The 25331-nt window shown below is 69.6% G+C and carries 24 protein-coding genes; 11 read left to right on the top strand and 13 right to left on the bottom strand.

Going from position 1 to position 25331, the window contains the following annotated elements:
- Positions 1-108: 108 nt before the first annotated feature.
- Together rodA and QQJ79_RS10360 are read left to right on the top strand one after the other, a co-directional pair.
- Positions 109-1266 carry a rod shape-determining protein RodA gene (rodA, locus tag QQJ79_RS10365; protein ID WP_284222855.1) on the top strand — a complete coding sequence of 386 codons (1158 nt, stop codon included), beginning with the start codon at positions 109-111 and terminating at the stop codon, positions 1264-1266.
- A 53-nt stretch (positions 1267-1319) separates the two neighbouring features.
- Positions 1320-1784, top strand: a complete 465-nt coding sequence (locus QQJ79_RS10360; protein WP_284222854.1) for a DUF6173 family protein — start codon at positions 1320-1322, stop codon at positions 1782-1784.
- A gap of 320 nt (positions 1785-2104) precedes the next feature.
- Here the strand turns inward: QQJ79_RS10360 and pip are convergent, their stop codons facing one another.
- Positions 2105-3079, bottom strand: a complete 975-nt coding sequence (pip, locus tag QQJ79_RS10355) for a prolyl aminopeptidase (protein WP_284222853.1) — start codon at positions 3077-3079, stop codon at positions 2105-2107.
- Between the two features lie 26 nt (positions 3080-3105).
- Positions 3106-3477: a DUF423 domain-containing protein gene (locus QQJ79_RS10350; protein WP_284222852.1), complete on the bottom strand. Its 372-nt coding sequence runs from the start codon at positions 3475-3477 to the stop codon at positions 3106-3108.
- Between the two features lie 48 nt (positions 3478-3525).
- Between QQJ79_RS10350 and QQJ79_RS10345 the strand changes: the two genes are divergently transcribed.
- Positions 3526-4704 (top strand): MFS transporter, encoded by a 1179-nt coding sequence (locus QQJ79_RS10345; protein ID WP_284222851.1) that lies wholly within the window; start codon positions 3526-3528, stop codon positions 4702-4704.
- Here the strand turns inward: QQJ79_RS10345 and QQJ79_RS10340 are convergent.
- The 3 genes from QQJ79_RS10340 to QQJ79_RS10330 all read right to left on the bottom strand — a co-directional run bounded on the left by QQJ79_RS10340 (position 4668) and on the right by QQJ79_RS10330 (position 8205).
- Complete coding sequence (locus tag QQJ79_RS10340) at positions 4668-5264, bottom strand: hypothetical protein (RefSeq protein ID WP_284222850.1); 597 nt, start codon at positions 5262-5264, stop codon at positions 4668-4670. The genes QQJ79_RS10345 and QQJ79_RS10340 overlap by 37 nt on opposite strands.
- A 114-nt stretch (positions 5265-5378) precedes the next feature.
- A complete protein-coding gene (locus tag QQJ79_RS10335) occupies positions 5379-7889 on the bottom strand; it encodes a coiled-coil domain-containing protein (protein ID WP_284222849.1) in 2511 nt (836 codons plus the stop codon).
- Positions 7890-8016: 127 nt separating this feature from the next.
- A complete protein-coding gene (locus QQJ79_RS10330) occupies positions 8017-8205 on the bottom strand; it encodes a hypothetical protein (RefSeq protein WP_284222848.1) in 189 nt (62 codons plus the stop codon).
- 190 nt (positions 8206-8395) lie between these two features.
- Between QQJ79_RS10330 and QQJ79_RS10325 the strand changes: the two genes are divergently transcribed.
- Entirely contained in the window at positions 8396-9862 is a 1467-nt protein-coding gene (locus QQJ79_RS10325) for a phospholipase D-like domain-containing protein (RefSeq protein WP_284222847.1), read from the top strand.
- On the opposite strand, the gene QQJ79_RS10320 is transcribed toward QQJ79_RS10325, so the two are convergent.
- The 5 genes from QQJ79_RS10320 to folD form a co-directional block, all read right to left on the bottom strand.
- Positions 9849-10586: an endonuclease/exonuclease/phosphatase family protein gene (locus QQJ79_RS10320; RefSeq protein ID WP_284222846.1), complete on the bottom strand. Its 738-nt coding sequence runs from the start codon at positions 10584-10586 to the stop codon at positions 9849-9851. The genes QQJ79_RS10325 and QQJ79_RS10320 overlap by 14 nt on opposite strands.
- 82 nt (positions 10587-10668) lie before the next feature.
- Positions 10669-11361 carry a TPM domain-containing protein gene (locus tag QQJ79_RS10315; RefSeq protein ID WP_284222845.1) on the bottom strand — a complete coding sequence of 231 codons (693 nt, stop codon included), beginning with the start codon at positions 11359-11361 and terminating at the stop codon, positions 10669-10671.
- A complete protein-coding gene (locus QQJ79_RS10310) occupies positions 11355-12140 on the bottom strand; it encodes a TPM domain-containing protein (RefSeq protein ID WP_284222844.1) in 786 nt (261 codons plus the stop codon). Before QQJ79_RS10310 ends, QQJ79_RS10315 begins: the two co-directional genes overlap by 7 nt.
- Before the next feature lie 23 nt (positions 12141-12163).
- Positions 12164-12847 carry a LemA family protein gene (locus tag QQJ79_RS10305; RefSeq protein WP_284222843.1) on the bottom strand — a complete coding sequence of 228 codons (684 nt, stop codon included), beginning with the start codon at positions 12845-12847 and terminating at the stop codon, positions 12164-12166.
- A gap of 52 nt (positions 12848-12899) precedes the next feature.
- Positions 12900-13823, bottom strand: coding sequence for a bifunctional methylenetetrahydrofolate dehydrogenase/methenyltetrahydrofolate cyclohydrolase FolD (gene folD / locus QQJ79_RS10300; protein ID WP_284222842.1), 924 nt, complete (start codon positions 13821-13823; stop codon positions 12900-12902).
- A 98-nt stretch (positions 13824-13921) separates the two neighbouring features.
- Between folD and QQJ79_RS10295 the strand changes: the two genes are divergently transcribed.
- The gene (locus tag QQJ79_RS10295; protein WP_284222841.1) at positions 13922-15748 is read left to right on the top strand and encodes a PPC domain-containing protein; all 1827 of its coding nucleotides are present in this window, start codon (positions 13922-13924) and stop codon (positions 15746-15748) included.
- Between the two features lie 39 nt (positions 15749-15787).
- Positions 15788-16810 carry a type 2 isopentenyl-diphosphate Delta-isomerase gene (gene fni / locus QQJ79_RS10290; protein ID WP_284222840.1) on the top strand — a complete coding sequence of 341 codons (1023 nt, stop codon included), beginning with the start codon at positions 15788-15790 and terminating at the stop codon, positions 16808-16810.
- Between the two features lie 310 nt (positions 16811-17120).
- Here the strand turns inward: fni and hutH are convergent, their stop codons facing one another.
- Together hutH and hutU are read right to left on the bottom strand one after the other, a co-directional pair.
- Positions 17121-18650: a histidine ammonia-lyase gene (hutH, locus tag QQJ79_RS10285; RefSeq protein WP_284222839.1), complete on the bottom strand. Its 1530-nt coding sequence runs from the start codon at positions 18648-18650 to the stop codon at positions 17121-17123.
- Between the two features lie 3 nt (positions 18651-18653).
- On the bottom strand, positions 18654-20324 hold the full coding sequence (gene hutU / locus QQJ79_RS10280) for a urocanate hydratase (RefSeq protein WP_284222838.1): 1671 nt from the start codon (positions 20322-20324) through the stop codon (positions 18654-18656).
- A 25-nt stretch (positions 20325-20349) separates the two neighbouring features.
- Here hutU and QQJ79_RS10275 point away from each other — a divergent pair, with 25 nt between their 5' ends.
- On the top strand, positions 20350-21243 hold the full coding sequence (locus QQJ79_RS10275; RefSeq protein ID WP_284222837.1) for an agmatinase family protein: 894 nt from the start codon (positions 20350-20352) through the stop codon (positions 21241-21243).
- Complete coding sequence (hutI, locus tag QQJ79_RS10270; RefSeq protein ID WP_284222856.1) at positions 21243-22457, top strand: imidazolonepropionase; 1215 nt, start codon at positions 21243-21245, stop codon at positions 22455-22457. Before QQJ79_RS10275 ends, hutI begins: the two co-directional genes overlap by 1 nt.
- 157 nt (positions 22458-22614) lie before the next feature.
- On the opposite strand, the gene QQJ79_RS10265 is transcribed toward hutI, so the two are convergent.
- Positions 22615-23217, bottom strand: a complete 603-nt coding sequence (locus tag QQJ79_RS10265) for a nitroreductase family protein (protein ID WP_284222836.1) — start codon at positions 23215-23217, stop codon at positions 22615-22617.
- Between the two features lie 46 nt (positions 23218-23263).
- Between QQJ79_RS10265 and QQJ79_RS10260 the strand changes: the two genes are divergently transcribed.
- The 3 genes from QQJ79_RS10260 to QQJ79_RS10250 all read left to right on the top strand — a co-directional run bounded on the left by QQJ79_RS10260 (position 23264) and on the right by QQJ79_RS10250 (position 25166).
- On the top strand, positions 23264-23914 hold the full coding sequence (locus QQJ79_RS10260; RefSeq protein WP_284222835.1) for an NUDIX domain-containing protein: 651 nt from the start codon (positions 23264-23266) through the stop codon (positions 23912-23914).
- Between the two features lie 20 nt (positions 23915-23934).
- On the top strand, positions 23935-24756 hold the full coding sequence (gene cysE / locus QQJ79_RS10255) for a serine O-acetyltransferase (RefSeq protein ID WP_284222834.1): 822 nt from the start codon (positions 23935-23937) through the stop codon (positions 24754-24756).
- 197 nt (positions 24757-24953) lie between these two features.
- Positions 24954-25166 carry a DUF3126 family protein gene (locus QQJ79_RS10250; protein WP_055832479.1) on the top strand — a complete coding sequence of 71 codons (213 nt, stop codon included), beginning with the start codon at positions 24954-24956 and terminating at the stop codon, positions 25164-25166.
- Positions 25167-25331: the final 165 nt, after the last annotated feature.

Raw genomic sequence — 25331 nt, 5'->3', positions numbered from 1 at the left:
CGGCGGCGAGGTCACGGGCGCCGCAGCCGACGAAGTGGCGGCTCCGGCGCCGCGCCGCGCCCCGACCGCGACCAGCGGACCGCGCCCCTATCTGGCGGAGCCGCCCCAATGACCGCCTCCGCCCTGACCCGTCCCGGCGAACGCGACCGCCTCTCGACCAAGATCACCGAACTGGACTGGCGTCTGGTCGGCCTGCTGTGTGTGGTCGCCTTTGTCGGCACCGCCATGCTCTATTCGATCGCGGGCGGGGAGTGGCGGCCATGGGCCCTTAATCACGCCATCCGCTTCGGCGCCTTGCTCGTGGTCATGCTCGTACTGGCCATGGTGCATCCGAAATGGTGGTTCCGCGGAGCCTATCCGCTCTACGGCTTCCTGCTCCTGCTGGTTCTGATGATAGAATTCACCCCGCTCGGCTATGTGGCGGGCGGCGCCAGAAACTGGCTGAATCTCGGCTTCATCCGCATCCAGCCGGCGGAGTTCATGAAGCTCGGCCTGGTCCTGGCCCTGGCGCGCTGGTACCACAGCCATACGGCGCAGGAGGCCCGTTGGTCCTGGAAGCTGCTGTTTCCGGCGGCCCTGATCGGCGTGCCCTTCATCCTGGTGGCCAAGCAGCCCGACCTCGGATCGGCCATGATCATCGGCCTGACCGGGGGCGCCGTCATGGTCGTGGCCGGGCTCAGCTGGCGGGTTATCGCCGCCGGCGCCATCGCCGCCGCGGCCATCATCCCGCCCTTCGTCATGTTCGGCATGAAGGAATACCAGCGGAACCGCGTGCTGACCTTCCTCAGCCCCGAGTCCGACCCGTCCGGCACGGGTTACAATATCATCCAGTCCAAGATCGCCCTCGGGTCGGGCGGCGTGCTGGGCAAGGGTTACGGGCTGGGCAGCCAGAGCCAGCTGGAGTTCCTGCCGGAACGGCATACGGACTTCATCTTCTCTACGGTGGCGGAGGAGTTCGGCTTCGTCGGCTCGTTCGCAGTCCTGGCCTGCTACATCGCCATCATCCTGATCGCCCTGCGCATCGCGTCCCTGGCCCACAGCCATTTCGGCCGCATCGCCGCCGCCGGAATGACCGCCTTCTTCGCCCTGTTTGTCCTCATCAACGGCGCCATGGTCATGGGTCTGGCGCCGGTCGTCGGTGTGCCGATGCCCCTGCTGTCCCATGGCGGATCGTCCATGATGACCGTCATGTTCGGCTTCGGCCTGATCCTGTCCACGCGCGTTCACCGCTACGCCGAACTGCCCAAGGGGCATGGGTTGTTCTAGGACGCCGCCGCTTCTCCCTCCCCATAGCGGGGAGGGGGCGTTACGGTGCGGGTATGACAGACAAGCCCGAACCGACCCCCGACGCCCCGCCTGCCTTCGTGCCCGACTGGGGCGACAAGCCCTGCCCGAAGCCCGGCCTGCCCGCGACGACGCCGGAGCGCACCGCCGCCCTGATGGACGGGGTGCAGATGCGCGAGAACCCCGCGGAATGGGCCTTCGTCCGCCTGTCCAAGCTGATCGAGGATTTCGAGAAGGGGCTCGACAAGGACGACGAGATCGGCGCCCGCATCGTCGGCCTGCCCGGCGACGGCACCATGTCGATCGAGGACCTCGGCTTCTGGGGGCCGGACTTCATCATGTTTCTCGGCAAGAACTCGGACGGCAAGCCGGTGCGTCTGATCCAGCACTATGGCCAGATCAATGTCCTGCTCGACGCCCGCAAGAAGCCCGAGGAACGCGAGGCCCGCCGCATCGGCTTCCAGCTTTCCGAACTGGTCAGGAAGACCAGCCCGAAGTGATCGGTACGTTTCGACCTGTCCTCAAACAGTGTCTTCTCGCCCCGTATCTTCTCGCCCCTGCCGGTCCCGATTCCGACCTTCCCGCCCCAACCGTCGCCGCCTGAACCAGCCGCGAAACCGCGATGCGACCGGTTCTGACGTAGCGATCTGCATACTGGACAAACGCCCGCCGGGCCGGTCTTTGACAGCCTTGAACATGCCGCCCGCGCCGCCGTCAGGCGCGGTAGAACAGAATGCCCCGGTCGGCGGGCCTGCGCGGAATCAGCCGTCGCATTTTTCCGGTGCGGAGGGTGTCTTCTCGACCCCGTCCGTCTGTCGGCTCAGAGGGAGGCGGCCCAGTCCGTGGCCCGCACCAGACTGTCGACGATGCCGGGCTCGCTGGAGGCGTGGCCGGCGTCCTTGATGATGTCCAGCTTCGCCTCGGGCCAGGCCCGGTGCAGCGACCATGCGCTGGTGATCGGCGTCACCACGTCGAAGCGGCCCTGGGCGATCCAGCAGGGGATGTGTTTGATCCGGCTGATGTTCTTCAGCAGCCATCCCTCTTCGGGGAAGAAGCCGCCGTTCATGAAGTACCAGCATTCGATACGGGCGAAGGCGACGGCGAACTCGGGCTCGGCGAACTTGTCCGGCCGTGCGTCGGGACCCTCGACGCTGACGGTCTCGCCTTCCCAGCTCGACCAGGCGACGGCGCAGCGCTCGCGCTCCGCCCTGTCGTCGCCGATCAGCCGCTTGTAGTAGGCGCCCATAAGGTCGTGGCGCTCATCCTCGGGGATCGGCGCGAGGAACCTCTCCCAGGCGTCCGGGAAGATGTTCGAAGCGCCATCCTGATAGAACCAGTGCAGTTCCGGCTTGGTCAGCAGGAAGATGCCGCGCAGCACCAGCGCCTCGGCCCGCTCGGGATGGGTGATGGCGTAGGCCATGGACAGGGTCGAACCCCAGCTGCCGCCGAACACGACCCATTTGTCGATGCCGAGCAGCTCGCGAAGGCGCTCGATGTCCTCGATCAGCGTCCAGGTGGTGTTGTCCTCCAGCGACGCATTGGGCCGGCTCTTGCCGCAGCCGCGCTGGTCGAACAGCACGATCCGGTATTTCGCCGGATCGAAATAGCGCCGCATGCCCGGATTGACCGCGCCGCCGGGTCCGCCGTGCAACACGACGACCGGAAGGCCCTGCGGGTTGCCGCATTCCTCATAGTAGATCTCGTGCACCCCGCCGGTCGGCATGAAGCCGGTCGCATAGGGCTCGATTTCCGGGAACAGGTCGCGACGGGGAGTTTCGGGCGCAGGGAAGGCCATACGGGTAATCGGTTTCGTTTGCGCCGTCAGGCGGGTGTTGATTGTGACCGCAATGCGGCAATGAACAGCAAAAGCCAAGCCGCGATCATCAGCAGGCCGCCGATCGGTGCGATTGCACCCATCGCCGTCAGGCTTAACAGGGCGACGGCTGAGAGGGCGAGGCAAAACACCAGGCCCCCGACCGCCGACAGCCATCCGGCCAGGACGACCAGCCGGTCGCGGCCCGGCCAGACGGCGCAGACCAGGGCCAGCACGGCATGGACCATCTGGTAGTGGCCGCCCGTGGTCAGCAGGGTCTTGACCTGCGGTCCCGCGCCATGCGCCGCGAACGCCCCGATCAGGACGGCGAGCGCTCCGTTCAGCGCCGCGAAGGCCGCCAGATTGCGAGTCGCGTTCATCCCCGGACGCTAGCCGACAGAATCCCGTGCGTCTGCTATTCCGCCACCATGAACGCCGCCCAGCGCATGGCCCTGCAGTATGTGTTGCTCTTTGGCGCCACCGGCGTGAGCCTTCCGTTTGCAGGGCTGTGGCTGAGCGCGCAGGGGTTGAGCGGGGCCCAGATCGGAACCGTGCTGGCGGCGCCGATGCTGGCGCGAATCGTCACCGGACCCCTGCTGGCCGTCTGGGCCGACGGCTTCCGGCTCAGGCGCACGCCGATCGCGCTGCTCGGCCTGGTCATGGCGCTGGGCTACGGCCTCGCGGGCCTCGCCGACGGCTTCGCCCTGCGCGCCGCCGGCTGGTTCATCGGGGCGACGGCCATGGGGGTGCTCGTGCCCCTGACCGATGTGATGACCCTGCGCCTCGCGTCGCGCCTCGGCTTCACCTTCGCCCTGCCCCGAGGGGTAGGCTCCGCCGCCTTCGTGGTCGCCAATATCGGCATGGGCCTGCTCCTGCTGGCGACCTCGGTCGACGGGATCATCGTCTGGATCGTGGTCGCGTCCCTGGGCTTCACCGCCGCCGCCATCCTGGCCCTGCCGCCCGAACCCGTGGCCGACGGCGCGCCGATCCTGGGCCGGGAGCGCTTCCGGGGACTGGGCCGGTTGCTGGGCGATCCCGTCTTTCTGACGACGATCTTCGCCGTCGGCGCGGTCCAGGCCGCCCATGCCTTCCAGTACGGCTTCTCCGCCATCCTGTGGAAGGCGCAAGGCATCAGCGAGGCCGTCACCGGCCAGCTCTGGGCCTTCGGCGTCGTGGTCGAGATCGCATTGATGTGGTTCTTCGAGCCGTGGCGGCGTCGGGTCGGCATAGGCCCCTGGAGCCTGCTGATGGTCGGCTCGGCCGCCGCCATCCTGCGCTGGGGCGTCATGGCGCTGGCGCCGCCCCTCTGGTTGCTCTGGCCCTTGCAGGCCCTGCACGCCCTGACGTTCGCCGCCACCTTCCTTGCGGGGGTGCAACTGGTCGAACGCCTCTCGCCGCCGGACACCCATACGGCGGCGCAGATGCTCAGTTCGGTCCTGTCCGCCGGGGTGTTGATCGGCCTGGCGACGGCCGTGTCGGGCCCCCTGTACGATCGCTTTGGCGCGGGCGGCTACTGGGCCATGGCGGCGCTGGCCGGCGCGGGCCTTCTGGCCGCCATCCCCCTGCGCGATCAGTTGGCGCGGGAGCGGGGCAGGGGCGGCAGGTGATGCGCCATGGCCTGGGCCGCGGCCTTGACCGCCCGCTGAACCGCCGCGTCCGTCTCACGCTCGGGTGCGCGCAACAGCCCGATCGACGGCGTATCCGGACCGTCCGGCAGGCCGGACAGGATGCGGTACAGCAGATAGCTGCCGACATCCTCCTCGGATTCGGAACTGGCCTCGGCGGCCAGGCCGGCCTCGTTCAGCGACCGAACGATGTCGGCGACCGGCGCGGTCGCCCTCGCCATGCCTGGCCCCACGACGTCCAGCCGACCGCCGTCCAGGGACCGGTTTTCGGCCCGGATCTGTAGCCGGAAGGCGTCGCTGCGCCGCGTGCGTCCGACCAGCAGCAGGCCCCGGCAGCTTCGGTCTTCGAGATGGGCGGACAGAACGGCCGCCAGCGCCTCGGGCTCGCCTGCGGCCACCGCCACGGTCCGGGCGCCGACCGGGTTCCAGGGCGCGCCGGACAGATCCTCGACCGGGTCCCAGCCCGTTTCATCGACGTCCCAGGCGCAAATGACGAGCGCCGGCCGGAAGTCCGGGGCGGCCTCGTCCTTAGGTTCAAGCATGACCGGCCTGTATATGACAGAAGCGTGACACTGACCGGCACGGTGTCGTCACCCGGACCCCGACGTCAAGGCGCAATCGCCATGGAGGGCTCCGGCGGGGGTGAAATTCCCGCGTCAGGCGAGATCGCCCACGGCCGCATCCAGCAGCATGAACGCCCGTCCGCCGTCCGAGGTCAGACGCCCCAGGATGCCGGGCCCGTCGTTGGCTCCGGCGCGGGTGGCGAGATCGCGCGAGAAGCCGCGGACATAGGCTTCCGCGTCCGCTCGCAGGTCGGGGTCGGTCAGCACGCGGCGCGAGACGCTGCGGACCGCCGCCGGCGCCACCCGTCGCACGATCTGGCGGGCCCGGTCCGGATCCCGCTCGGCCACCGCCTGCGCCGCTTCCTCGACCCGGGAGCGGGGCAGGAGGGCGTTCGGATCCACGCCCATACGCCGGATCGCGGCGGTGATCCGCTCTTCCAGCGCCTCCGCGGCCTCGGCCGGCATGACAGGCGTATCGAGATCCAGCGGCGCCTCGCCGGGGCCGTCATCGACCAGATCATTCCAGTCCAGCCGATCGCTCACGGGCGCGCCCGATCCGGGCATGGGCTCCAGCTTCAACCGTCCCCGCAGCCCGAAGGCGCGCGGCTCCTCTCCCCTGACAGGCCGGGCCCGTCCGCTGTCGGCCTCGACGGGACCCGGCGCAGACGCGGGGACCGGCTCGCGCCGCCGCAGCGCCGGCGTGTCGCCCGATACGACCCCCATCAGCCGGACGGCCTCGGTCAGCATGTCGTAGTTGCGCCGCACCCGCTCCTGGAAGCCGGCGTCCAGCGCCTCTGTGTCAGCGGCGGCCTTCTGCGAGGCGGCGGCCAGGGCGGTCAGACCTTCCTCGACCGAGGCCCGGACGGCCTCAACCCGCTTCTGGGCCTCCTCGGGCAGGCGGGCGGCGCGTTCATCCAGATCGCCGATGGTCTCGTCGATCTGGGCGAGGGCGGCGTTCATCCGTTCGACCGTCGATTCAAGGCGTTCAAGCGCCCGATCCCCGGCCTCATCGACCAGCTCGCTGGTCTGGATGACGATCTTGCGGGCTGTGTCGACGCGGGCGTCCGCCGCCTGATCGGCCTTCTGCGCCGCCTCAAACAGCGCCTCGCCCAGTCGATCGGCGCGAACCTGGGCCTGCTCGGCCGCCTGGCTCGCGGCCTCGCGCGATTCCTCCGCCGTGGCTTGCAGCGCCGACAGCGCGGACCGGGTTTCCTCGACGAGGGCGTCGCGGGCCTCGGCCGCCAGGGCCTCGAACCGGTCGAGCGCGAGTTTCGTCGCCGCGTCGAAGCCGTCGGCCTCGCGCTGGGACATTTCAACCAGGGCCCGGAACTGGTCGGTCGCGGCCTCGACCAGATCCTTGATGGTCTCGGTTGTCCGGGTCGAGGTCTCGCCGAGCTCTCCAGCGGCGCTCCGGGTCGCGGACAGCTGCTCGCTCAACTGGGCGCGCTGGCTCTCGACCTGGGCCGAAAAGTCTTCCTGGTCGGTGCGCAGGGCATAGGCGGCGGTGACCAGGGCGGCGCGCTGCTGGCCCAGGCCTTCCTCGACCGACTGGATCTGCTCTGCGACGCCGGATCCCGCGTTCTCGAGCCGCAGGGTCTGACGCGCGAGGTCGTCGGCGGCGACGCGGGCGGCGTCCTGGGCTTCGCTGGCGGCGGCGGCAAGGTCGGCGGCGCGGGCGGCCAGGGCGGCTTCGGCCTCCCGAAGCTGGGTCTGGGCCAGGTCGGACGCGTCCACCACCATCCGGGACTGCCGCTCGACGGCGTCGATCACGCCGGAAGCCTGACTGTCCATCTGTTTGGCCAGATCCTGCATCTTCCCACGCTCGTCGCCCAATTGTTCAGCGAGGCGGCGCGCAGTGCGTCCGGCGGTCTCGGCGGCCTCGTTCAGCCGGGTCGTCTCCTGCGACAGGGCCTCCCGCAGCAGGGCCATGTCGTTGCGGGCGCGTTCGGCCGCCAGAGACGCCTGGTCGATATCGTTGCGCAGCGAGTGCAGAACGTCTCCGGTCTGCTGGGCCGCCAGAGCGGTCGGGGCGATCAGGGCCTCGGCCAGTTCGCGGGCGCGACGGGTCTCCACCGCAAGCCCGGCGCCCTGGCGCACGGCGTGGGCCAGCATGATGGCCATGCCCGCAGGCGCAAGCGCGATCAGCGCATAGACGGCCAGCCGCAGCGGCTCCAGCTCGACGGCCCCCGAACCCACTTCGAAGGCGAGCCATGCGGCCACGCCGCCGACCCAGAGCGCCGAGGCGACGCCGGCGACCACATAGGCGTGACGGCCGGAGGGAGGAGAATTCTCTCGGCCCCGGGTTCGAACCGGGGCAGGGGTCGGCTCATAGGCAACCGGCGGCGCATCCGCTGATACCGCGAGCTCGGGCGTGACGGCCGGGGGCGGCGCGGCACGCCCGGCTTCGGCCAGCGCCCGTTCCTCTGCGCGACGCTGCTCATCGGCAAGGCGGCGCCGTCGGCGTTCGGACATGGGCCGCTCGCCGGCGGCCGGATCCTTGGCCGCGAGCGACAGATCGTCGGATTCCAGCAACGGCTCGGCGACCAGCGCCGCCGATTCCGGTTCGGTCAGGTTCATCGCGGGCCGTTGACGGGGTGATTTCATGGAGCGGCGATCTCGTCACGGTGCGCGTCGACAGCTGACGCGCGATAGGACGTTTCGACCCTAACGAGTCAATCGCGGCGCGCAAAGTCGAGGCTGTATGATTCCGGGGACAGTCGATCCTTGCGGATCAGCAGTCCTGCTTGCGCTCGGTCGATGCGGCGAGCACTGCGGCGGACGGGCTGTCGCCGCAATCACGCACGCGGTGGATTTCACGCTGGGGCGTCTGACGCGAGTCAAGGTCGACGCCGAACTGCGACAGGGCCGCAGCGGCCAACATGGCGACGAACCCTGCGATGAACTCGATCAGCGCTTGCATCGCCGATCTCCCCTGTCCGACTGACGGCGGTTCTTATGCGCCCAAAACCGCGTTCGGACAATCCTGCTCCACATGAACAAAGCGTCACCATTGACCCGATGCGCCCCGCCATGGAACGGAAGTCGTCGGCGTGCGTCCTGTAGAGCTTGGGGCGCTCATCGCCGTCACGCGAATCGGCCAGACCTGCGCCATGAACGAACCGGGGCACGACCAGAGCCACAGCCTGCTGACGCCCGGCCGCAATTGTTGGCGGGTCGAGACGGCGGACCGGTTCGCCGTTCTGATGGAAAACGCGGCCTATTTTGACGCCCTGCGGTCGGCGCTGGGCAAGGCGCGGCGATCGGTCGTCATCCTGGGCTGGCAGTTCGATCCTCGTACGCGGCTGGATCCCCACACCTCCCCTGACGATCATCAGGCCCAGATCGGGCACCAGCTTCGCATGCTGGTGAAGGCCCATCCCGATCTGGACGTCCGGCTGCTGATCTGGAAATCGCCCCTTCTGATCGCCGCGTCCCAAGGTTTCTATCCCCACAAGGCCCAGGTCTGGTTCCGCAAGCGGATGGTGGAGTTCCGGCTCGATCCGCCGCCGGCCTTCGGCGCCTGCCACCACCAGAAGGTCATCATCATCGACGACGCCGTGGCTTTCTGCGGCGGTGGCGACATCTCAACCGATCGATGGGATTCCGAGGAACATCTGGACGGCGATCCGCGTCGATGTCAGCCGTCGGGCCTGATCCCGCCGCCCCGTCATGAGGTGATGGCGGTCATGGACGGAGCCGCCGCGAGGGCGTTGGGCGACCTGGCGCGGGAACGCTGGTTCCGGTCAACGGGCGAGCGGACCATCCCTGACGAGGCCGACGGCGATCCCTGGCCGGACGGTCTTGAGCCCGATCTGCACGGGACGCCTGTGGCCATCGCCCGCACCGAGCCGGCCGCGGCCGGGCGGGCCGAGGTCCGCGAGAACGAGGCCCTTCACCTCGACGCTATCCGGCGCGCCAAACGCCTGATCTATATGGAGAACCAGTATTTCACCTCGCCGGCCATCGCCGAGGCGTTGGCCGCACGGCTGGGGGATGCGGACGGGCCTGAAATCGTGCTGGTCTCGACCGGAACCAGCCCGAGCTGGTTCGATCGCATCACCATGGACACGGCCCGGTCCGAGGTCCTGTTCCGACTGGAACAGGCCGACCGGCACAATCGCTTCTTCGCCTTCACCCCCCACACGCGCGAAGGCGAGCGGATCATCGTCCACGCCAAGGTCTCGATCTATGACGACGCCGTGCTGCGGATCGGCTCCACCAATCTGAACAACCGGTCGTTCGGCTTCGACACCGAATGCGATATCGCGGCCGAGCCCGCGGACGCTGCGGGTCGGGACGCCATTCGCCGGTTTCGCCATCGCACCATCGGCCACTGGATCGGCATCGGCGGAGAGGCCTTCGGCGCGGTCGAGGCCGTCACCGGAACGGTGGGCGAGGCGATCCACCAGTTCGACACCGGCCGGATGAAGGTGCTCGGGGCGGAGCCGCCCTCGCGGGTCGAGCGCATCATTGCGGAGTTCCAGCTGGGCGATCCGACCTCGACGCGGGACGCCTTCCGCCCCTGGAAGCGACGCAGCCGGTCGCACCGCACCCTGCCCGCCCCTAGGGAGCCCTGATCTCGAAATCGACGATCAGCGGAAGATGGTCCGACGCCATTCTCGCCAGGGGAGAGAAGGGGGCCTTCACCGCCGTAACCCTCAGCTCCGGACTGGTGAAGCAATGGTCGATGCGGATGGCCGGAAAGCTGGACGGAAACGTCTTGACCGACGGCTTCAGCCCGAGACTGCGCTGACAGTCGGCCAGCCGTCGGGCCAGCGTCTGATACGGTCGGGTGACCGAGGTCGCGTTGAAGTCGCCGGTAAGCAGGGTCGGCCCGACACAGTCCGGATGGCCCAGCCAGTCGGATCCGACCAGCGCCGCCGCCTGCAGCCTCTGTTCGCGGGGTACGAGGCCGAGGTGGGTGTTGATGACATTCAGTTCGACGCCGTCGAAGTCGATCGCCGCCCAGATGGCTCCGCGCGGCTCGAGACCCGGCACCCCTCGAATGGATGGCAGGGGGCCGGACTTCACCAGTCGCTCGGGCCGCAGGGTCAGGACGGCGTCGCCGTACTGTTCGGCCTCAACCCGCATGGCGGCGTGGAAATGGAAGGTCATGGCCAGGCCGTCGGCGATCGCCTGGGCCTGATCGACGTAGCCCGTGCGCGCCCGGCCGACGTCCAGCTCCTGCAGGCAGACGATGTCCGGCTCATGCTCGGCGATCACGCCCACGATACGGGCCAGGTCGAGCTTGCGATCGACTCCGACGCAGCGGTGGACATTGTAGGTCAGCAGACGGGGCATGACGTCCTGGGAAGGGGCCGGGCGGCGGTCAGGCCAATACCACGGGGAATACGACACCAAAGCGGCGAAGGACGACCTTGGTTCAGATCAGGACCAGGCGATCCTCGACCTCATTGGGATTTGAGTGCCCGGGCGGAAAATGTTCGGCCAGAACGTCGGCGCACAGGCCGATCGCAGTCTCGAACCCGGCGGCCGGGTCATTGTTCTTCATCCCCTTGACGAGCGCCTCGACGGCGTCGGCCCAGACGGCGTGGTCGACCTTGCTGTAGATTCCCTCATCGGCGACGACCTCGACCTGGTGGTCCGAGAGGGCGGCGAAGATGAGCACGCCGGTCCGCTCCCGCGTGATGTGCAGGCCGTGGGCCAGAAACTGCTCCATGGCCGCCCGGCGCACCCGGGCCCGGCGGACGCTGCGCGGCGTGACGATCCGCCGGACGCCCGGGATCGAGGTCAGCATGAAGACGGTGACGAAAACCGCCGACTGGATCAGGGCGTAGGCGGCCAGCGACTGGCCCACGACGACGTCGGTGGAAGAGAGATGGGCGGCCTGCCAGCCGTCGCCCAGTCCCGGAATCCAGGCCGGATCGAAGCCGAACGGGATCAGACCCAGCGGCAGCAACAGGGCCGCGGCCGCCGCCCAGCCGAGCGAAATGTCGCGATAGGACGAAACCTGTCGCGCCAGAACACAGAAGATTTCGCCCGAGGTCTTCGCCTCGGCCGCCGCGATCGCGTCGCCGATACGGCTCTGAACCTGGGGAGTCAGCTTGATCACCATCCGCCGGATGCTCCCCCGCCGCCGAAACTCCCGCCGCCGCCTCCGAAACCGCCGCCGCCAAATCCGCCGCCGCCGCCGCGGCCGCTGCTTTTCAGCGCCTCGGCCGCGGCCCAGAGCAGTATGGGACCGACCCCGCTTGGCCGTCGGCGGCCCCGCCCTCCGGCGCCGCCGATCATGGCCAGAATCATCAGGATGAAGATCACGGCGATCACCACGCCGACGCCGATGGGCGCCTCGGACCGGGGCCGTTCCGCCGCCGCGGCGCGGGCCTGCGCCTCGGCCGGGTCCAGCCGCAACTGGCGGTCGATGGCGTCCACGCCCTGTTCGATGCCGCGCTCGAAATAGCCTTCGCGGAAGGAGGGCAGGATCTCGTTCTGGATGATCAGGGCCGACAGGGCGTCAGTCAGTACGGGTTCCAGCCCGTAGCCGACCTCGATCCGGACCTTGCGTTCGCGGGGCGCGACGATGAGCAGGACGCCATTGTTCTTGTCCGCCTGGCCGATGCCCCAGGCGCGGCCCAGCTGATAGCCGTATTCCTCGATCTCATAGCCCTGAAGGTCGGGCACGGTGACGACCACGAGCTGATCGGTCGTGTCGCGCTCCAGCGCCTCCAGCTTGGCCGCCAGGGCCAGCTCCTTGGCGTCGGAGACAAGATCGCCGTGATCGATCACCCGTCCGTTCAGGAGCGGAAAGGTCGGGCCCGCGGCCAGGGCCGGGGCGACCGCCGCCAGCCAGACGACGGCCAGCAGGGCCGCCATCAGGCCTGCGGCCCTGTTCACAAGGGAACCCGGAAGGGTGCGGATCACTGCGCCGCCGGCGCCGCGGGCGGGGCCGCGCCGGGTGCGGCGGCCGGCGCCGCTCCGCCGGGCTGGGCCGGGTTCAGGGCGTCAAAATTCACGCCCGGCGCCGATTGGGCCGCCTCGGTGGCCGAGAACAGCTGCATCGGCTCGGACCCGCCGTGGATGGTGTTGGCCCAGATCACCGTCGGGAAGGTCCGCAGCGAGGTGTTGTAGTCGCGCACGGCCTCATTGTAGTCGCGCCGCGCGATGGCGATGCGGTTCTCAGTGCCTTCAAGCTGGGACTGCAGGGCGATGAAATTCTGGTTCGACTTCAGCTCCGGATAGCGCTCCACGACCAGCAAGAGTCGCGACAGCGCCTGCGAGAGCTGGCCCTGGGCGGCCTGATAGCGCTGGAAGGCGGCCGGGTCGTTCAGCGTCTCGGGCGTCACCGTCACGCCCGTGGCCTGGGCCCGGGCCTCGATCACCTGGGTCAGGGTGGTGCGTTCGGCGATGGCCGCGCCCTGCACCGTGGCGACCAGACTGGGCACCAGATCGGCACGGCGCTGATACTGCGACTGGACATCGGCCCATCTCGCCTTGGCCGCCTCCTCCTTGGTCGGAATGGCGTTGATCCCGCAGCCCGCCATGGCGGGCGTCAGAATCACAACGGCTGCGAGGGCCGAAACACGGGGCGAGAAGCGGATCATCGACGTCTCCTGACAGGCCAGAGCCTGACTATCGGGGTTCAACGGCGAGGGTTCAAGCGTCCAGGGCTTCAGGCGTGACGCCGACGGACCGGCAAGCGGCCGTATAGGTGTTGGCCAGCAGGCAGGCGATGGTCATCGGCCCGACGCCTCCGGGCACCGGCGTGATCCGCCCGGCGACCTCGGCGGCCTCGGCGAAGGCGACGTCGCCCACCAGCCGGGTCTTGCCCTCGGCCGCCTTGACCGGATCACGGGACGGCACGCGGTTAATTCCCACGTCGATGACGGTCGCGCCCGGCTTGATCCAGTCGCCGCGCACCATCTCCGGCCGGCCGACGGCGGCGACCAGGATGTCGGCGGTGCGGCACAGGGCCGGGAGGTCGCGGGTGCGGGAATGGGCCACGGTCACGGTGCAGCTTTCGGCCAGCAGCAACTGCGCCATCGGCTTGCCGACGATGTTGGAACGCCCGACGATGACGGCGTTCAGTCCGGACAGGTCGCCCAGTTCGGCCTTCAGCAGCATCAGGCAGCCCAGCGGCGTGCAGGGGACCAGCCCGGGCAGGCCGATGGCCAGCCGTCCGGCGTTGACGACGTGAAACCCGTCCACATCCTTGTCCGGATCAATGGCGTCCAGCACGGCGGAGGCGTCGATGTGGCCGGGCAGGGGCAGCTGGACCAGGATGCCGTGGATGCCGGCGTCGGCGTTCAGCTCGGTGATCAGGGCCAGCAGGTCCGCCTGCGAGGTCGTATCCACAAGGCGGTGGGTGTCCGACCGCATGCCGGCGCGCTGGGTCGTTTCGCCCTTGTTGCGGACATAGACCTGGCTGGCCGGGTCTTCGCCGACGATGACGACGGCCAGGCCGGGCTTGACGCCATGCGCCGCTTCCAGCCGCGCCGAGGCGGCGGCCACGCGCTCCACGAGGCCGGCGGCGAAGGCCTTGCCGTCGATCAGGGTCGCGCGGGCGGGGTCGGCCGTCATGGATTTCGGCTCCGGTCGTCAGGAATCGTGCGGTTGCCGCGATTTACAGAGGGCGCGGTTCGGCGTCTATGATCGGAGTCGCATTCAGGGGGATATCCATGCGCCGTCAGACCATTCTTGCCGCCGTCAGTCTGCTGGCGTTGTCGGTTGCGACGCCGGCGCTGGCCCAGCAGGCCGAGACCCTCTCGCCCGGCCGGACCGTCGAGGGCCAGATCGCGGAGGGCGACGCCACCGCGGCGGAAGACGCCTATCGCTATGACGACTATCTGATCCGGGCCCGCGCCGGCCAGAGGCTGGAAGCGGTCATGCGCGCCGACGATTTCGACGCCTATCTCGAGGTGTTCCACCAGGGCGACGCCGAGGCCATGGCCAGCGACGACGACGGGCTCGGCGAGGGCACCCATTCGCGGCTCCGTTTCACGGCGGATCTGGCCGGGACCTATGTGCTTCGGGCCCGCACGCTGTCGGGCGTCGAGGGCGGCGCCTATACCCTCGGTCTGACGCAACGCCCGCCGGCGGGTCGTGCGCCGCGGCCCACGGGCATCCGGGTCGGCCAGTCGATCCGGGGCGCGCTGACGGCCGGCGATCCGGAGAGCGACGGCGGCCAGGCCTATGACGCCTACGCCTTCCGGGCCCGCGAAGGGGACCGGTTCACCATCGACCTGACCTCCGAGGCCTTCGATCCGGTCGTCCGGGTCGGTCAGATGCGGGCGGGCGAGTTCAACGAACTGGCCATGAACGACGACACCCTGGAGACGGGCCTCAATTCGCGCCTGATCTTCACGGCGGAGACGAGCGGCGACTACATCATCCGGGCGACGCCGCTGAGCCCGGGTGACGAGGGCGCCTATACGCTGGCGCTGGCGCGGGGGCCGGAACTGGCGGCCGCCCAAGCCATCGAGATCGGGGGCTCGGTCGAGGGCTCGCTGGCCGAGGGTGACGGCAACGGCGTCGGCGGCTCCACCGCCGACACCTACCGGTTCTCGGGCCAGGAGGGTCAGCGGATCCGCATCGACATGAGCTCGGAGGCGTTCGACACCTATGTCGAGCTGTTCGACGCCGGTCGCGTCAGCCTCGCCGAGGACGACGACGGCGCGGCCGAGGGCACCAATTCGCGGCTGATCTTCACCCTGCCTCGCACCGGCGTCTATTTCATCGAGGCGCGGGCCTTCTCTGAAGCCACGGGCGCCTATTCGCTGTCGGTCACCGAGGTCGAGCCGGAAAAGGCGCCCGAGGCGCTGGCTTTCGGCTCGCCGATCCAGGGTGAGATCAGCGAGACCGATCCGAAGGACAGCGAGGACCGCGGCTATGACGCCTTCGCCTTCAGCGGCGTCGCCGGCCAGCGGGTGCAGGCGATCATGCGGTCCGGCGATTTCGACACCTATCTGCAGGTCGGGCGCGCGGGGGCCGAGTTCGAGGCCCTGGCCTCCGATGACGACGGTCTGGGCGAGGGGACGGATTCCCGGCTCAGCTACACCCTGCCCGAAGACGGCGACTATGTGCTGCGGGTCTCGCCGCTGGGATCGGACGGAAAAGGCCTCTACGCGCTTGAGCTCAACGACCGCGGACCGCAGCCGCTGCCGGGCAGCGTTCTGGTCGGCGCCACGGCGCGGGGCATCCTGACCGAGGCCGACGCCACCGCCCAGGACAACAGCTTCTACGACGCCTATCGGGTGACCCTGAAGGAAGACGAGAAGCTGCTGATCACCATGGTCTCCAACGAGGTCGACAGCTTCCTGGTCGTCGGGCGAGAGCAGGCGGACGGATCGTTTGAAGTGCTGGGATCGGACGACGACAGCCTGTCGGACACCCACGCCAAGCTGGAATGGACCGCGCCTGCGGACGGCGTCTACGAGGTCCGCGCCGGCACCTTCCAGCAGGGCCAGACCGGCGCCTATGCGCTGAACGTCGAGAAACAGCCGTAAGGGATCGCCCAAGGTCCGCCGGACGCGTAGAGTGACGGCGTGTCCGACATCGTGAACCGCAAGGATCAGCATCTCGACGTCATCCTGGCGGGTCTGGCGACCCACGGGCTGGCCAACGGCTTCGGCGAGGTCCGCTTCGTGCATGAGGCCTTGCCCGATCTGGATCACGGCAAGATCGATCTGGGCACGGACTTCCTCGGGCGGCGGCTGAAGGCGCCGCTGTTGATCAGCTCCATGACGGGCGGGCCGGCGCGGGCCGAGGCGATCAACGCCCGGCTGGCAGAGGCGGCGCAGCATCTGGGCATCGCCCTCGCAGTCGGGTCGCAGCGGGCGGCGCTGGACGCGGACGGCGCGACGCCCGGGCTGGACATGGCGCTGCGGCTCAAGGCGCCCGACACCCCGATCCTGGCCAATATCGGCGCCGCCCAGCTGACCCGCGGCTTCGGCGTCGACGAGGCGCGGCGGGTGCTGGACATGATCGCCGCCGACGCCCTGATCGTGCACCTGAACCCGCTGCAGGAGGCCTGCCAGCCCGAGGGCGACCGCGACTGGTGGGGCGTGGGCGCGGCGCTGGAGGCGCTGGTCAAGGCGATCGACGCGCCGGTGGTGGTCAAGGAGACCGGGGCCGGGATTTCAGCGGCTACGGCCAGACGGCTGTTCGCCATGGGGGTGGCGGCGGTCGATGTGGCCGGGGCCGGCGGCTCCAACTGGGCCACGGTCGAGGGCGAGCGGGCCGGGGGCGAGGCCGACAAGGCCCATGCCGCCGCCTTCGCCGACTGGGGCATACCCTCGGCGCGGGCCATCGCCGAGGTCCGGTCGGCCTGTCCCAGGGGTCTGATCATCGGCTCAGGCGGGATCCGCGACGGGGTCGAGGCGGCCAAGGCGATCCGGCTGGGTGCGGATATGGTCGGTCAGGCGGCGGGCGTGCTGACCGCCGCCATGGTCTCGACCGAGGCGGTGGTCGAGCATTTCCAGACGGTGATCCGGCAGATGCGCACCGTCTGCTTCTGCACCGGCTCGGCCAATCTGACGGCCCTGCGGCGGGCGCCTTTGCAGGGCTGAAGGCGCTTCGGCAGGGGCGAGAAGACACGATTTCAGCCGAAAAATTGCGCCGCGTTTCGCGGCGACGGCCGGGGTGTGCCGTCGGCGGGGATCGGCAGGCCTGCGTGCGGTCCTGTCGGGTGAGTTCAGCGTGTCAAAGACCGCGCCCGTGGGCGATCAGGCATTGATGCACGCCGCTGCGTCGTTTTCGGTCGCAGGTCGGGAGAAGGCGCAAACTGGCTCGCACTCGAGGGGTCGAAAGGGTCGCTTCCGGGTCCAAAGGGGCGGAAAGATCGGGGGCGAGAAGACACTGTTTCTCATCCCGCTGAGGTCAGGCCGACGGCAGCAGGTCCCCCGCGAACGCCCGGTAGCGGCCCGCCCGGACGCCATCCGTAGCCCTGGCGATGTCCGGCGCGAAATAGTGGTCGGAGCCGTAGGCGGCGGCGGCCTCGCGGACGATGGCCCAGACCTTTTCCAGATCGGGGGATGAGGTCAGGGGGCGGTGGAATTCGATGCCCTGGGCGGCGGCCAGCAGTTCGATGCCGACCACGGCCGCCGTGTTCTCTGCCATGTCCAGCAGGCGCCGGGCGCCGTGGGTGGCCATGGAGACGTGATCCTCCTGGTTGGCGGAGGTGGGCACGGTGTCGATGCTGCAGGGGTGGGCGACCATCCGGTTCTCGGCGACGAGGGCGGCGGCGGTGACCTGGGCGATCATGAAGCCGGAGTTGAGACCGGATTCCTTGACCAGGAAGGCGGGCAGTTCGCTCATCTTGGGGTCGACGAGGATGGAGGTGCGGCGCTCGGAGATATTGCCGATCTCGCACAGGGCCATGGCGATCATATCGGCAGCGAAAGCGACGGGTTCGGCGTGAAAATTGCCGCCGGATATGACGTCGCCGTCGTCGATGAAGACCAGCGGATTGTCGGTCACGGCGTTGGCCTCGCATTCGAGCGTCGCGGCGGCGTTGCGCAGCACGTCCAGCACGGCGCCCATGACCTGGGGCTGACAGCGCAGGGAATAGGGGTCCTGGACCTTGGCGCAGTCGTGGCGGTGGCTGTCGCGGATGGCCGAACCGGCCATCAGGGCGCGCAGGCGGGCGGCGACGGCGATCTGGCCGGGCTGGCCGCGCAGGGCGTGGATGCGCGCGTCGAAGGGGGCGTCGGAGCCCTTGAGCGCATCGACCGACAGGGCCCCGGCGGCGATGCCGGCGGCGAAGGCGGCTTCGGCGGCGAACAGGCCGGCCAGGGCGAGCGCCGTCGAGCACTGGGTGCCGTTGAGCAGGGCGAGGCCTTCCTTGGGGCCGAGGACCAGCGGCTTGAGGCCGACGCGGGCGAGGGCGTCCTCGGCGGACAGGGTCTTGCCGTCGTGCCGGGCCTCGCCGACGCCGATCAGGACGCAGGACATATGGGCCAGCGGGGCGAGGTCGCCCGAGGCGCCGACCGAACCCTTGGACGGTATGCAGGGCAGGACGTCGGCGTTGACCAGGGCGATCAGGGCCTCGAGCGTCCGGCGGCGGATGCCAGACGCCCCCTTCGACAGCGAGGCGATCTTCAGCACCATCAGCAGGCGGACGACGTTGTCGGGCAGCAGGGCGCCGACGCCGCAGGCGTGGCTGAGGACGAGGTTCTTCTGCAGCGTCTCGAGATCCTCCGTGGCGATGGAGGTGTTGGCCAGCAGGCCGAAGCCGGTGTTGACGCCATAGACGGTGCGGCCCTCGGCGACGATGGCGGCGACCACGGCCGCGCCGCGCTCGACAGCGGTCCAGGAGGCGGGGGCGAGGGAGACGGTGCAGGGCGCGTCCAGGATGGCGCGCAACTGGGCGAGGGTGAGAGGCGCGGCGCCGATGGTGAGGGTGGTCATGGCTTACGCTTCCATCGAGGGCAGGTTCAGACCGTGTTCGCGAGCGGCCTCTTTGGCGATCTCGTAGCCCGCATCGGCGTGGCGCATGACGCCGGTGGCCGGGTCGTTCCAGAGGACGCGTTCGAGGCGTTTCGCCGCTTCCGGCGTGCCGTCGGCGACGATGACCACGCCGGAATGCTGGGAGTAGCCCATGCCCACGCCGCCGCCGTGGTGCAGGGACACCCAGCTGGCGCCCGAGGCGGTGTTCAGCAGGGCGTTCAGCAGGGGCCAGTCGGACACGGCGTCCGAGCCGTCAATCATTGATTCCGTCTCGCGGTTCGGGCTGGCGACCGAGCCGGAGTCAAGATGGTCGCGGCCGATGACGATGGGGCCGCTGAGCTCGCCCGAGGCGACCATGTCGTTGAACATCAGCCCGGCGCGGTGGCGGTCGCCGAGGCCGATCCAGCAGATGCGGGCGGGCAGGCCCTGGAAGGCGATGCGCTCGCCGGCCATGTCCAGCCAGCGGTGCAGGCCGGCGTTGTCCGGGAACAGTTTTTTCATCGCCGCATCGGTCTTGCGGATGTCGTCCGGATCGCCGGTCAGGGCGGCCCAGCGGAAGGGGCCGATGCCGCGGCAGAACAGCGGGCGGATATAGGCGGGGACGAAGCCGGGGAAGTCGAAGGCGTTGCTGACGCCCGCGTCGAAGGCGACCTGACGGATGTTGTTGCCGTAGTCGGTGGTCGGGATGCCCATGGCCTGGAAGGCGAGCATGGCCTTCACATGGACGGCGCAGGAGGCGGCGGCCGCGGCCTTCACAGTCTCGGGGTCGGAGACGCGTTTGTCCTCCCATTCCGCCACGGTCCAGCCCTGCGGCAGATAGCCGTTGACGAGGTCGTGGGCGCTGGTCTGGTCGGTGACCAGATCGGGCCGGACTCCGCGCCGGACCAGCTCAGGCAGAACATCCGCCGCATTGCCCAAGAGCCCGACAGATATGGCTTTTCCGTCAGATTTTGCTTGATCGAGCAGGGCGAGGGCCTCGTCGAGGGTCTCGGCCATGACGTCGAGGTAGCGGGTCCTGAGACGCATCTCGATGCGGCTGCGCTGGCATTCCACGGCGAGGCAGGAGGCGCCGGCCATGGTCGCGGCCAAGGGCTGGGCCCCGCCCATGCCGCCGAGGCCGGCGGTCAGGATCCAGCGGCCCGACCAGTCGCCGCCATAGTGCTGGCGTCCGGCCTCCATGAAGGTCTCGTACGTCCCCTGAACGATGCCCTGGGTGCCGATGTAGATCCACGAGCCGGCCGTCATCTGGCCGTACATCATGAGGCCCTTGCGATCGAGTTCGTTGAAATGCTCCCAGGTCGCCCATTTGGGCACCAGGTTGGAGTTGGCGATCAGCACGCGGGGGGCGTCGGCATGGGTGCGGAAGACGCCGACCGGCTTGCCCGACTGCACCAGCAGGGTCTGGTCGGCCTCGAGATTGCGCAGCTCGGCGACGATGCGGTCGAATGACGGCCAGTCGCGCGCGGCCTTGCCGATGCCGCCGTAGACCACGAGGTCCTCGGGACGCTCGGCCACCTCCGGGTCGAGGTTGTTCATCAGCATGCGCAGGGCGGCCTCGGCGGCCCAGGTCTTGGCCGTCATCTCCATGCCGCGGGGGCTGCGGATGACGCGGGTGTTCGTCTGTTGAGTCGTCATGGCGGCCTCTCTACGCTGCCACCCCATGACCTTGGAAGACTCAGACGCGCTGGGCTGGCGCAGCGTCGCCGACCTGATCGGTGATCACCCTGACGCGGACGTCGCCCTGATCGGCGCCGGGTTGAACGAACGGTCGTTGACGCCGGGGCGGTGCGACCTCGGTCCGAAGGCGTTCCGGGCCGTGCTGCCGCGGTTCTCGACCTATGATGTCGAGACCGGCGAGACCCTGGAGGTGAAGATCCACGACGCCGGCGATCTGGCGCTGAAGGCTGTGACGCCGGCCAATGCCTTTGAGCCGGTGCGCGATGCGGTGGCGGCGCAGGCCTCGCGCGGGCTGACCGTGCTGATCGGGGGCAACAATGCGATCACCCGGCCCGGCGTGCACGGTCCGGGGCTGGGGCGGACGGGGCTGCTGACGCTGGACGCGCATTTCGACCTGCGGGACACCGACCAGGGGCTGACCAACGGCAATCCGGTGCAGGCGCTGCTGGAGGACGGGCTGGACGGGCGGCGCATCAGCCAGGTGGGCCTGGCGCCGTTCGCCAATACGAAGCGGGCGCATGAGAAGGCGAAGGCGGCGGGGATATCGGTGCGGACGGCGCGGGAGTGCCGGGAACAGGGCATGGCCGTGGTCGTGGCCGAGGAGCTGGAGCGGCTGTCGGGGCTCTGCGAGGTCATCTACGTCGACTTCGACATCGATGTGATCGACCGCAGCCAGTGGCCGGCGTCCCCGGGCGCGCGGCCGGGCGGGGTGTCGGCGCAGGATTTCTTCGACGCGACGCGGGTGATCGGGGCGCATCCGAAGGTGCGGGCCGTGGATCTGACCGAATACGATCCGTCGCTGGAGATCGGCGATCTCGGCTCGCTGACGGCGGGGCGGTGGTTCTGCGAACTGCTGGCGGGGTTCGAGGCGCGATGATCCGGGCGGACAGGCTCATCACCGACTGCCGGCTGGCGACGATGGTTGCGGACGGAGAGGCGTACGGGACGGTCGACGATGGCGCGATTCTGATTGAGAGCGGCCGCATCGTCTGGGCCGGCGCCCGGGCCGATTTGCCGGCGCATGAGGCGATCGAGACCGACCGCCTCGACGGTCGCTGGGTCACGCCGGGGCTGGTGGACTGCCATACGCATCTGGTGTTCGGCGGCGACCGCTCGGGCGAGTTCGAACAGCGGCTGGGCGGGGCCACCTATGAGGAGATCGCGCGGGCCGGGGGCGGCATCGTCTCGTCCGTGGCGGCGACGCGGGCGGCGTCGGAGGATGAGCTCTATGCGTCGGCGCTGGGGCGGCTGGCGGGGCTGAAGGCGACGGGGGTCACCACGGTCGAGATCAAGTCGGGCTACGGGCTGGACCCGGACAGCGAGCTGAAGATGCTGCGCGTCGCGCGCCGGATCGGGCGCGAGGCCGGGGTGCGGGTGCGCACCAGCTATCTGGGCCTGCACGCCGTGCCGCCCGAGTGGAAGGCGGACCGGGCCCGCTATGTCGATCTGGCCGTGGACGAGATACTGCCGGCGGCGCACGCCGGGGGGCTGGTCGATGCGGTCGACGCCTATTGCGAGCCGATCGCCTTTTCGACGGAGGAAGTCGGGCGGCTGTTCGACAAGGCGCGGGCGCTGGGGCTGCCGGTCAGGCTGCACGCCGACCAGCTGTCGGACGGGGGCGGGGCGGCGCTGGCGGCGAAATATGGCGCGCTGTCGGCGGATCACATCGAACACACGGGCGAGGCCGGGGTGCGGGCCATGGCCGAGGCGGGCGTCGTCGCCGTGCTGCTGCCGGGGGCCTATCTGATGCTGCGCGAGACCACGCCGCCGCCCATTGATCTGCTGAGGCGACACGGCGTGGCGATGGCGGTGGCGACGGACTGCAATCCGGGCACCTCGCCGCTGGCCTCGATGACGGCGGCGATCAATCTGGCCTGCGTGCAGTTCAGGCTGACGCCGGAGGAGGCGCTGGCGGGGGCGACGCGGATTGCGGCGCGGGCGCTGGGGCTGGAGGACGAGATCGGCACGCTGGAGGCCGGCAAGGCCGCCGATCTGGCGGTGTGGGACATCGCGCGGCCGGCGGAGCTGGCCTATTGGCTCGGCAAGCCGCTGCTGGCGCGGCGGATGGCCGGCGGCGTCTGGGACGCATAGCGAGGCCCGAATCGCGGCAGGCTGGGGGCGGAGATCGTCGCCATGCGCAGCCGCCCTGACCGGACCGAAAACCTGCTGACGGCCTTGCTGGTCTTGGTCACCGCCCTGATGGCGCTGGCGACGGCGGCGAGCCTCGGCCTGTTCAGCCTCTGAAGGGTCAGTCGCGCCAGCTGGTGAGCGCCGCCACGTCCGGACGGGGGCGTTCGAGCGGCGGTTCGGCCAGGGTCCCGATGTGGATGAAGCCCGCGACCCGCTCGGCCGGGCGGACGTCAAAGAGGGCCAGGGCCTCGGGGTCGTAGCTGTACCAGTCCGTGATCCAGCTGGCGGCGTAGCCCAGCGCATTGGCGGCGTGTTCGAGGTTCATGCAGACGGCGCCGGCCGAGAGCTGCTGCTCCCAGACGGGCACCTTGTGGTCGGGCACGGGCGTGGAGAGCACGAGAATGGTCAGCGGCGGGGCGGTCAATTTGGCCAGGGTCTTGCCGGCCTTGCCGGGGTCGGGCTGGCGCGCGGCCAGGGGGGCGAGGGCGAGGGCGAGGTCCGCGCGGCTCTGCGGCCCCATGACCACGAACCGCCAGGGGAAGAGCTTGCCGTGGTCGGGGGTGCGGGCGCCGAGCAGCAGGATGCGTTCGACCTCAGCGGGCGTCGGGCCGGGCGCCGCCAGGGACTGGGCCGGGGCCGAGCGGCGGCGCGCCAGGCGGTCCTGCATCTCGGCGGACGGGACGGGCAGGGGGAGGGCGGCTCCCAGATCGGCGTCGGTCATGGGTCTGAACTAGGCGCGCGAGGCCCGGTGCGCCATACCCGCGGCCATGAGCGACTCTCACACGACCTTCGACGACGACCGCCCGCTGCCTGCCTGGGACGATGGAAGCGACCGCCCGCCGCCGTGGCGGGACGCCGGTTCGGCCGTGACGTTCGAGAACCCCTGGCTGCGGCTGACGCGTCACGACGCGACCGCCCCCACGGGGGTGAAGGCGGACTATGTGGTCATGCGGCCGAAGAATCTGTCGGTCGGGGTGCTGCCGGTGCATGAGGACGGCACGGTGACCCTGGTGGGCCAGCAGCGGTTCGCCCTGATGAACTGGTCGTGGGAGATGCCGGAGGGCGGGGCGCCGTTCAACGAGGCGCCGATCGAGGGGGCGCGGCGGGAACTGGCCGAGGAGGCGGGTCTGGCGGCGGCGCACTGGTTTCCCGCCTACAAGGCCGAGATGAGCAACTCCGTCACCGACGAGCGGGCCATGGCCTGGATCGCCTGGGGTCTGACGCCGGTCCCGGTCGCGCCCGATCCGACCGAGATCATCCGCGTGGCCCGCGTGCCGTTCGCCGATCTGCTGGCCGGGATCAGGAGCGGGGCGATCCGGGACATGTTCACTCTGGCCACGGCGCTGAGGGCCTACCATATGGCGCGGGAAGGCGAACTGCCGCCCGAACTGGCGAAGGCCATGCTGGCGGGCGTATGATGACGCCGAAGGAGAGGCCGATGCCCAAGCTCGAAATCGTCGCGCAGCGGTCGGACTGCTGGTCGGCCCTGCGCGCTTCCGCCGAGGCGGCTGCGCGGGACGAGCCGCATCTGGCGTCGCAGATGAACGCCGTCATCCTGTCCCACGACGATCTGGCCAGCGCCCTGAGCTTCCAGATCGGGCGCAAGCTGGGCGACAGCGAGCTGGGGCCGATGTCGGTGCGCGAGGTCTGCCGCGACGCCTTCGCCGCCGATCCGTCGATCGTCGCCGCCGCCGAGGCCGATCTTCAGGCCGTGGCCGAGCGCGATCCGGCGATCAAGACGCTGTTGCAGCCCTTCCTCTACTTCAAGGGCTTCCAGGCGCTGCAGGCCTGGCGCGTGGCCCACTGGCTGTGGACCCAGGGCCGGGAGACCCTCGCCTTCCATTTCCAGAGCCGGATTTCCGAACTGTTCCAGGTCGACATCCATCCGGCCGCGCGGCTGGGTTCGGGCCTGTTCCTCGACCACGGCACCGGCATCGTCATCGGCGAGACGGCGGTGGTCGGCGACGAGGTGTCGATGCTGCACAACGTCACCCTGGGCGGCACCGGCGCCGGGCGCGGCGACCGGCACCCGAAGATCGGCAAGGGCGTGCTGCTGGGGGCCGGGGCCAAGGTGCTGGGAAATATCACCGTCGGGGACTACGCCAAGGTGGCCTCGGGCTCGGTGGTGCTGAAGCCGGTTCCGGCGCACTGCACCGTGGCGGGCGTGCCCGCGCGGCTGGTCAACTGCCCGACCGAGGCGACGCCGGCGCGGACGATGGATCATACGCTGGCCGACATCGTCTACGACTTCGTGATCTGACGTCTCCTCCCCGTGCGGAGCATGGCGAGGTGGATCGTCGCGGAGCGGCGAGACGGAGGGGCGGAAGCGACTACCCCTCCACCGCCTTCGGCGGTCCCCCTCCCCATCCGCGATGGGGAGGAGACAGCAATCCGAGCTTCCCCTCGCGCAGGGCTTTCTCTAGGGTCCGCGCCTTCACGACAGACCTGAGGCCGAGCATGAACACCGCCGACATGAAGCGCGTCGAGACGCACCTGAAGCGCACCTTCAACACCGGCGGCATCATCCTGAAGCCGCGCGGCAAGCCCAATGACTCCTGCGAGGTCTATGTCGGCGATGAGTTCATCGGCGTCGTCTTCGAGGACGAGGACGAGGCCGGCAGCTTCATGTTCGAGATGGCCATTCTCGCGGAAGACCTGCCGCAGGACTGATCGCCCCGGCGAAGTCCGCGCACGAAAAAGCGCCGGTGGAGCGATCCACCGGCGCTTCGTCGTTTCAGGCTTTGACGGTCAACTCTTGCCGAAGATGATCCGGCCGAGCGTCGCGAAGAAGCCCTTGTTCTCGACCGGCTTGGCCGCGGCGGGAGCGGGGGCCGG

The sequence above is a fragment of the Brevundimonas denitrificans genome, assembly GCF_030160755.1.
GTDB classification, from domain to species: Bacteria; Pseudomonadota; Alphaproteobacteria; order Caulobacterales; family Caulobacteraceae; genus Brevundimonas; species Brevundimonas denitrificans.
This window is presented reverse-complemented; position numbering and strand designations above follow the sequence as displayed.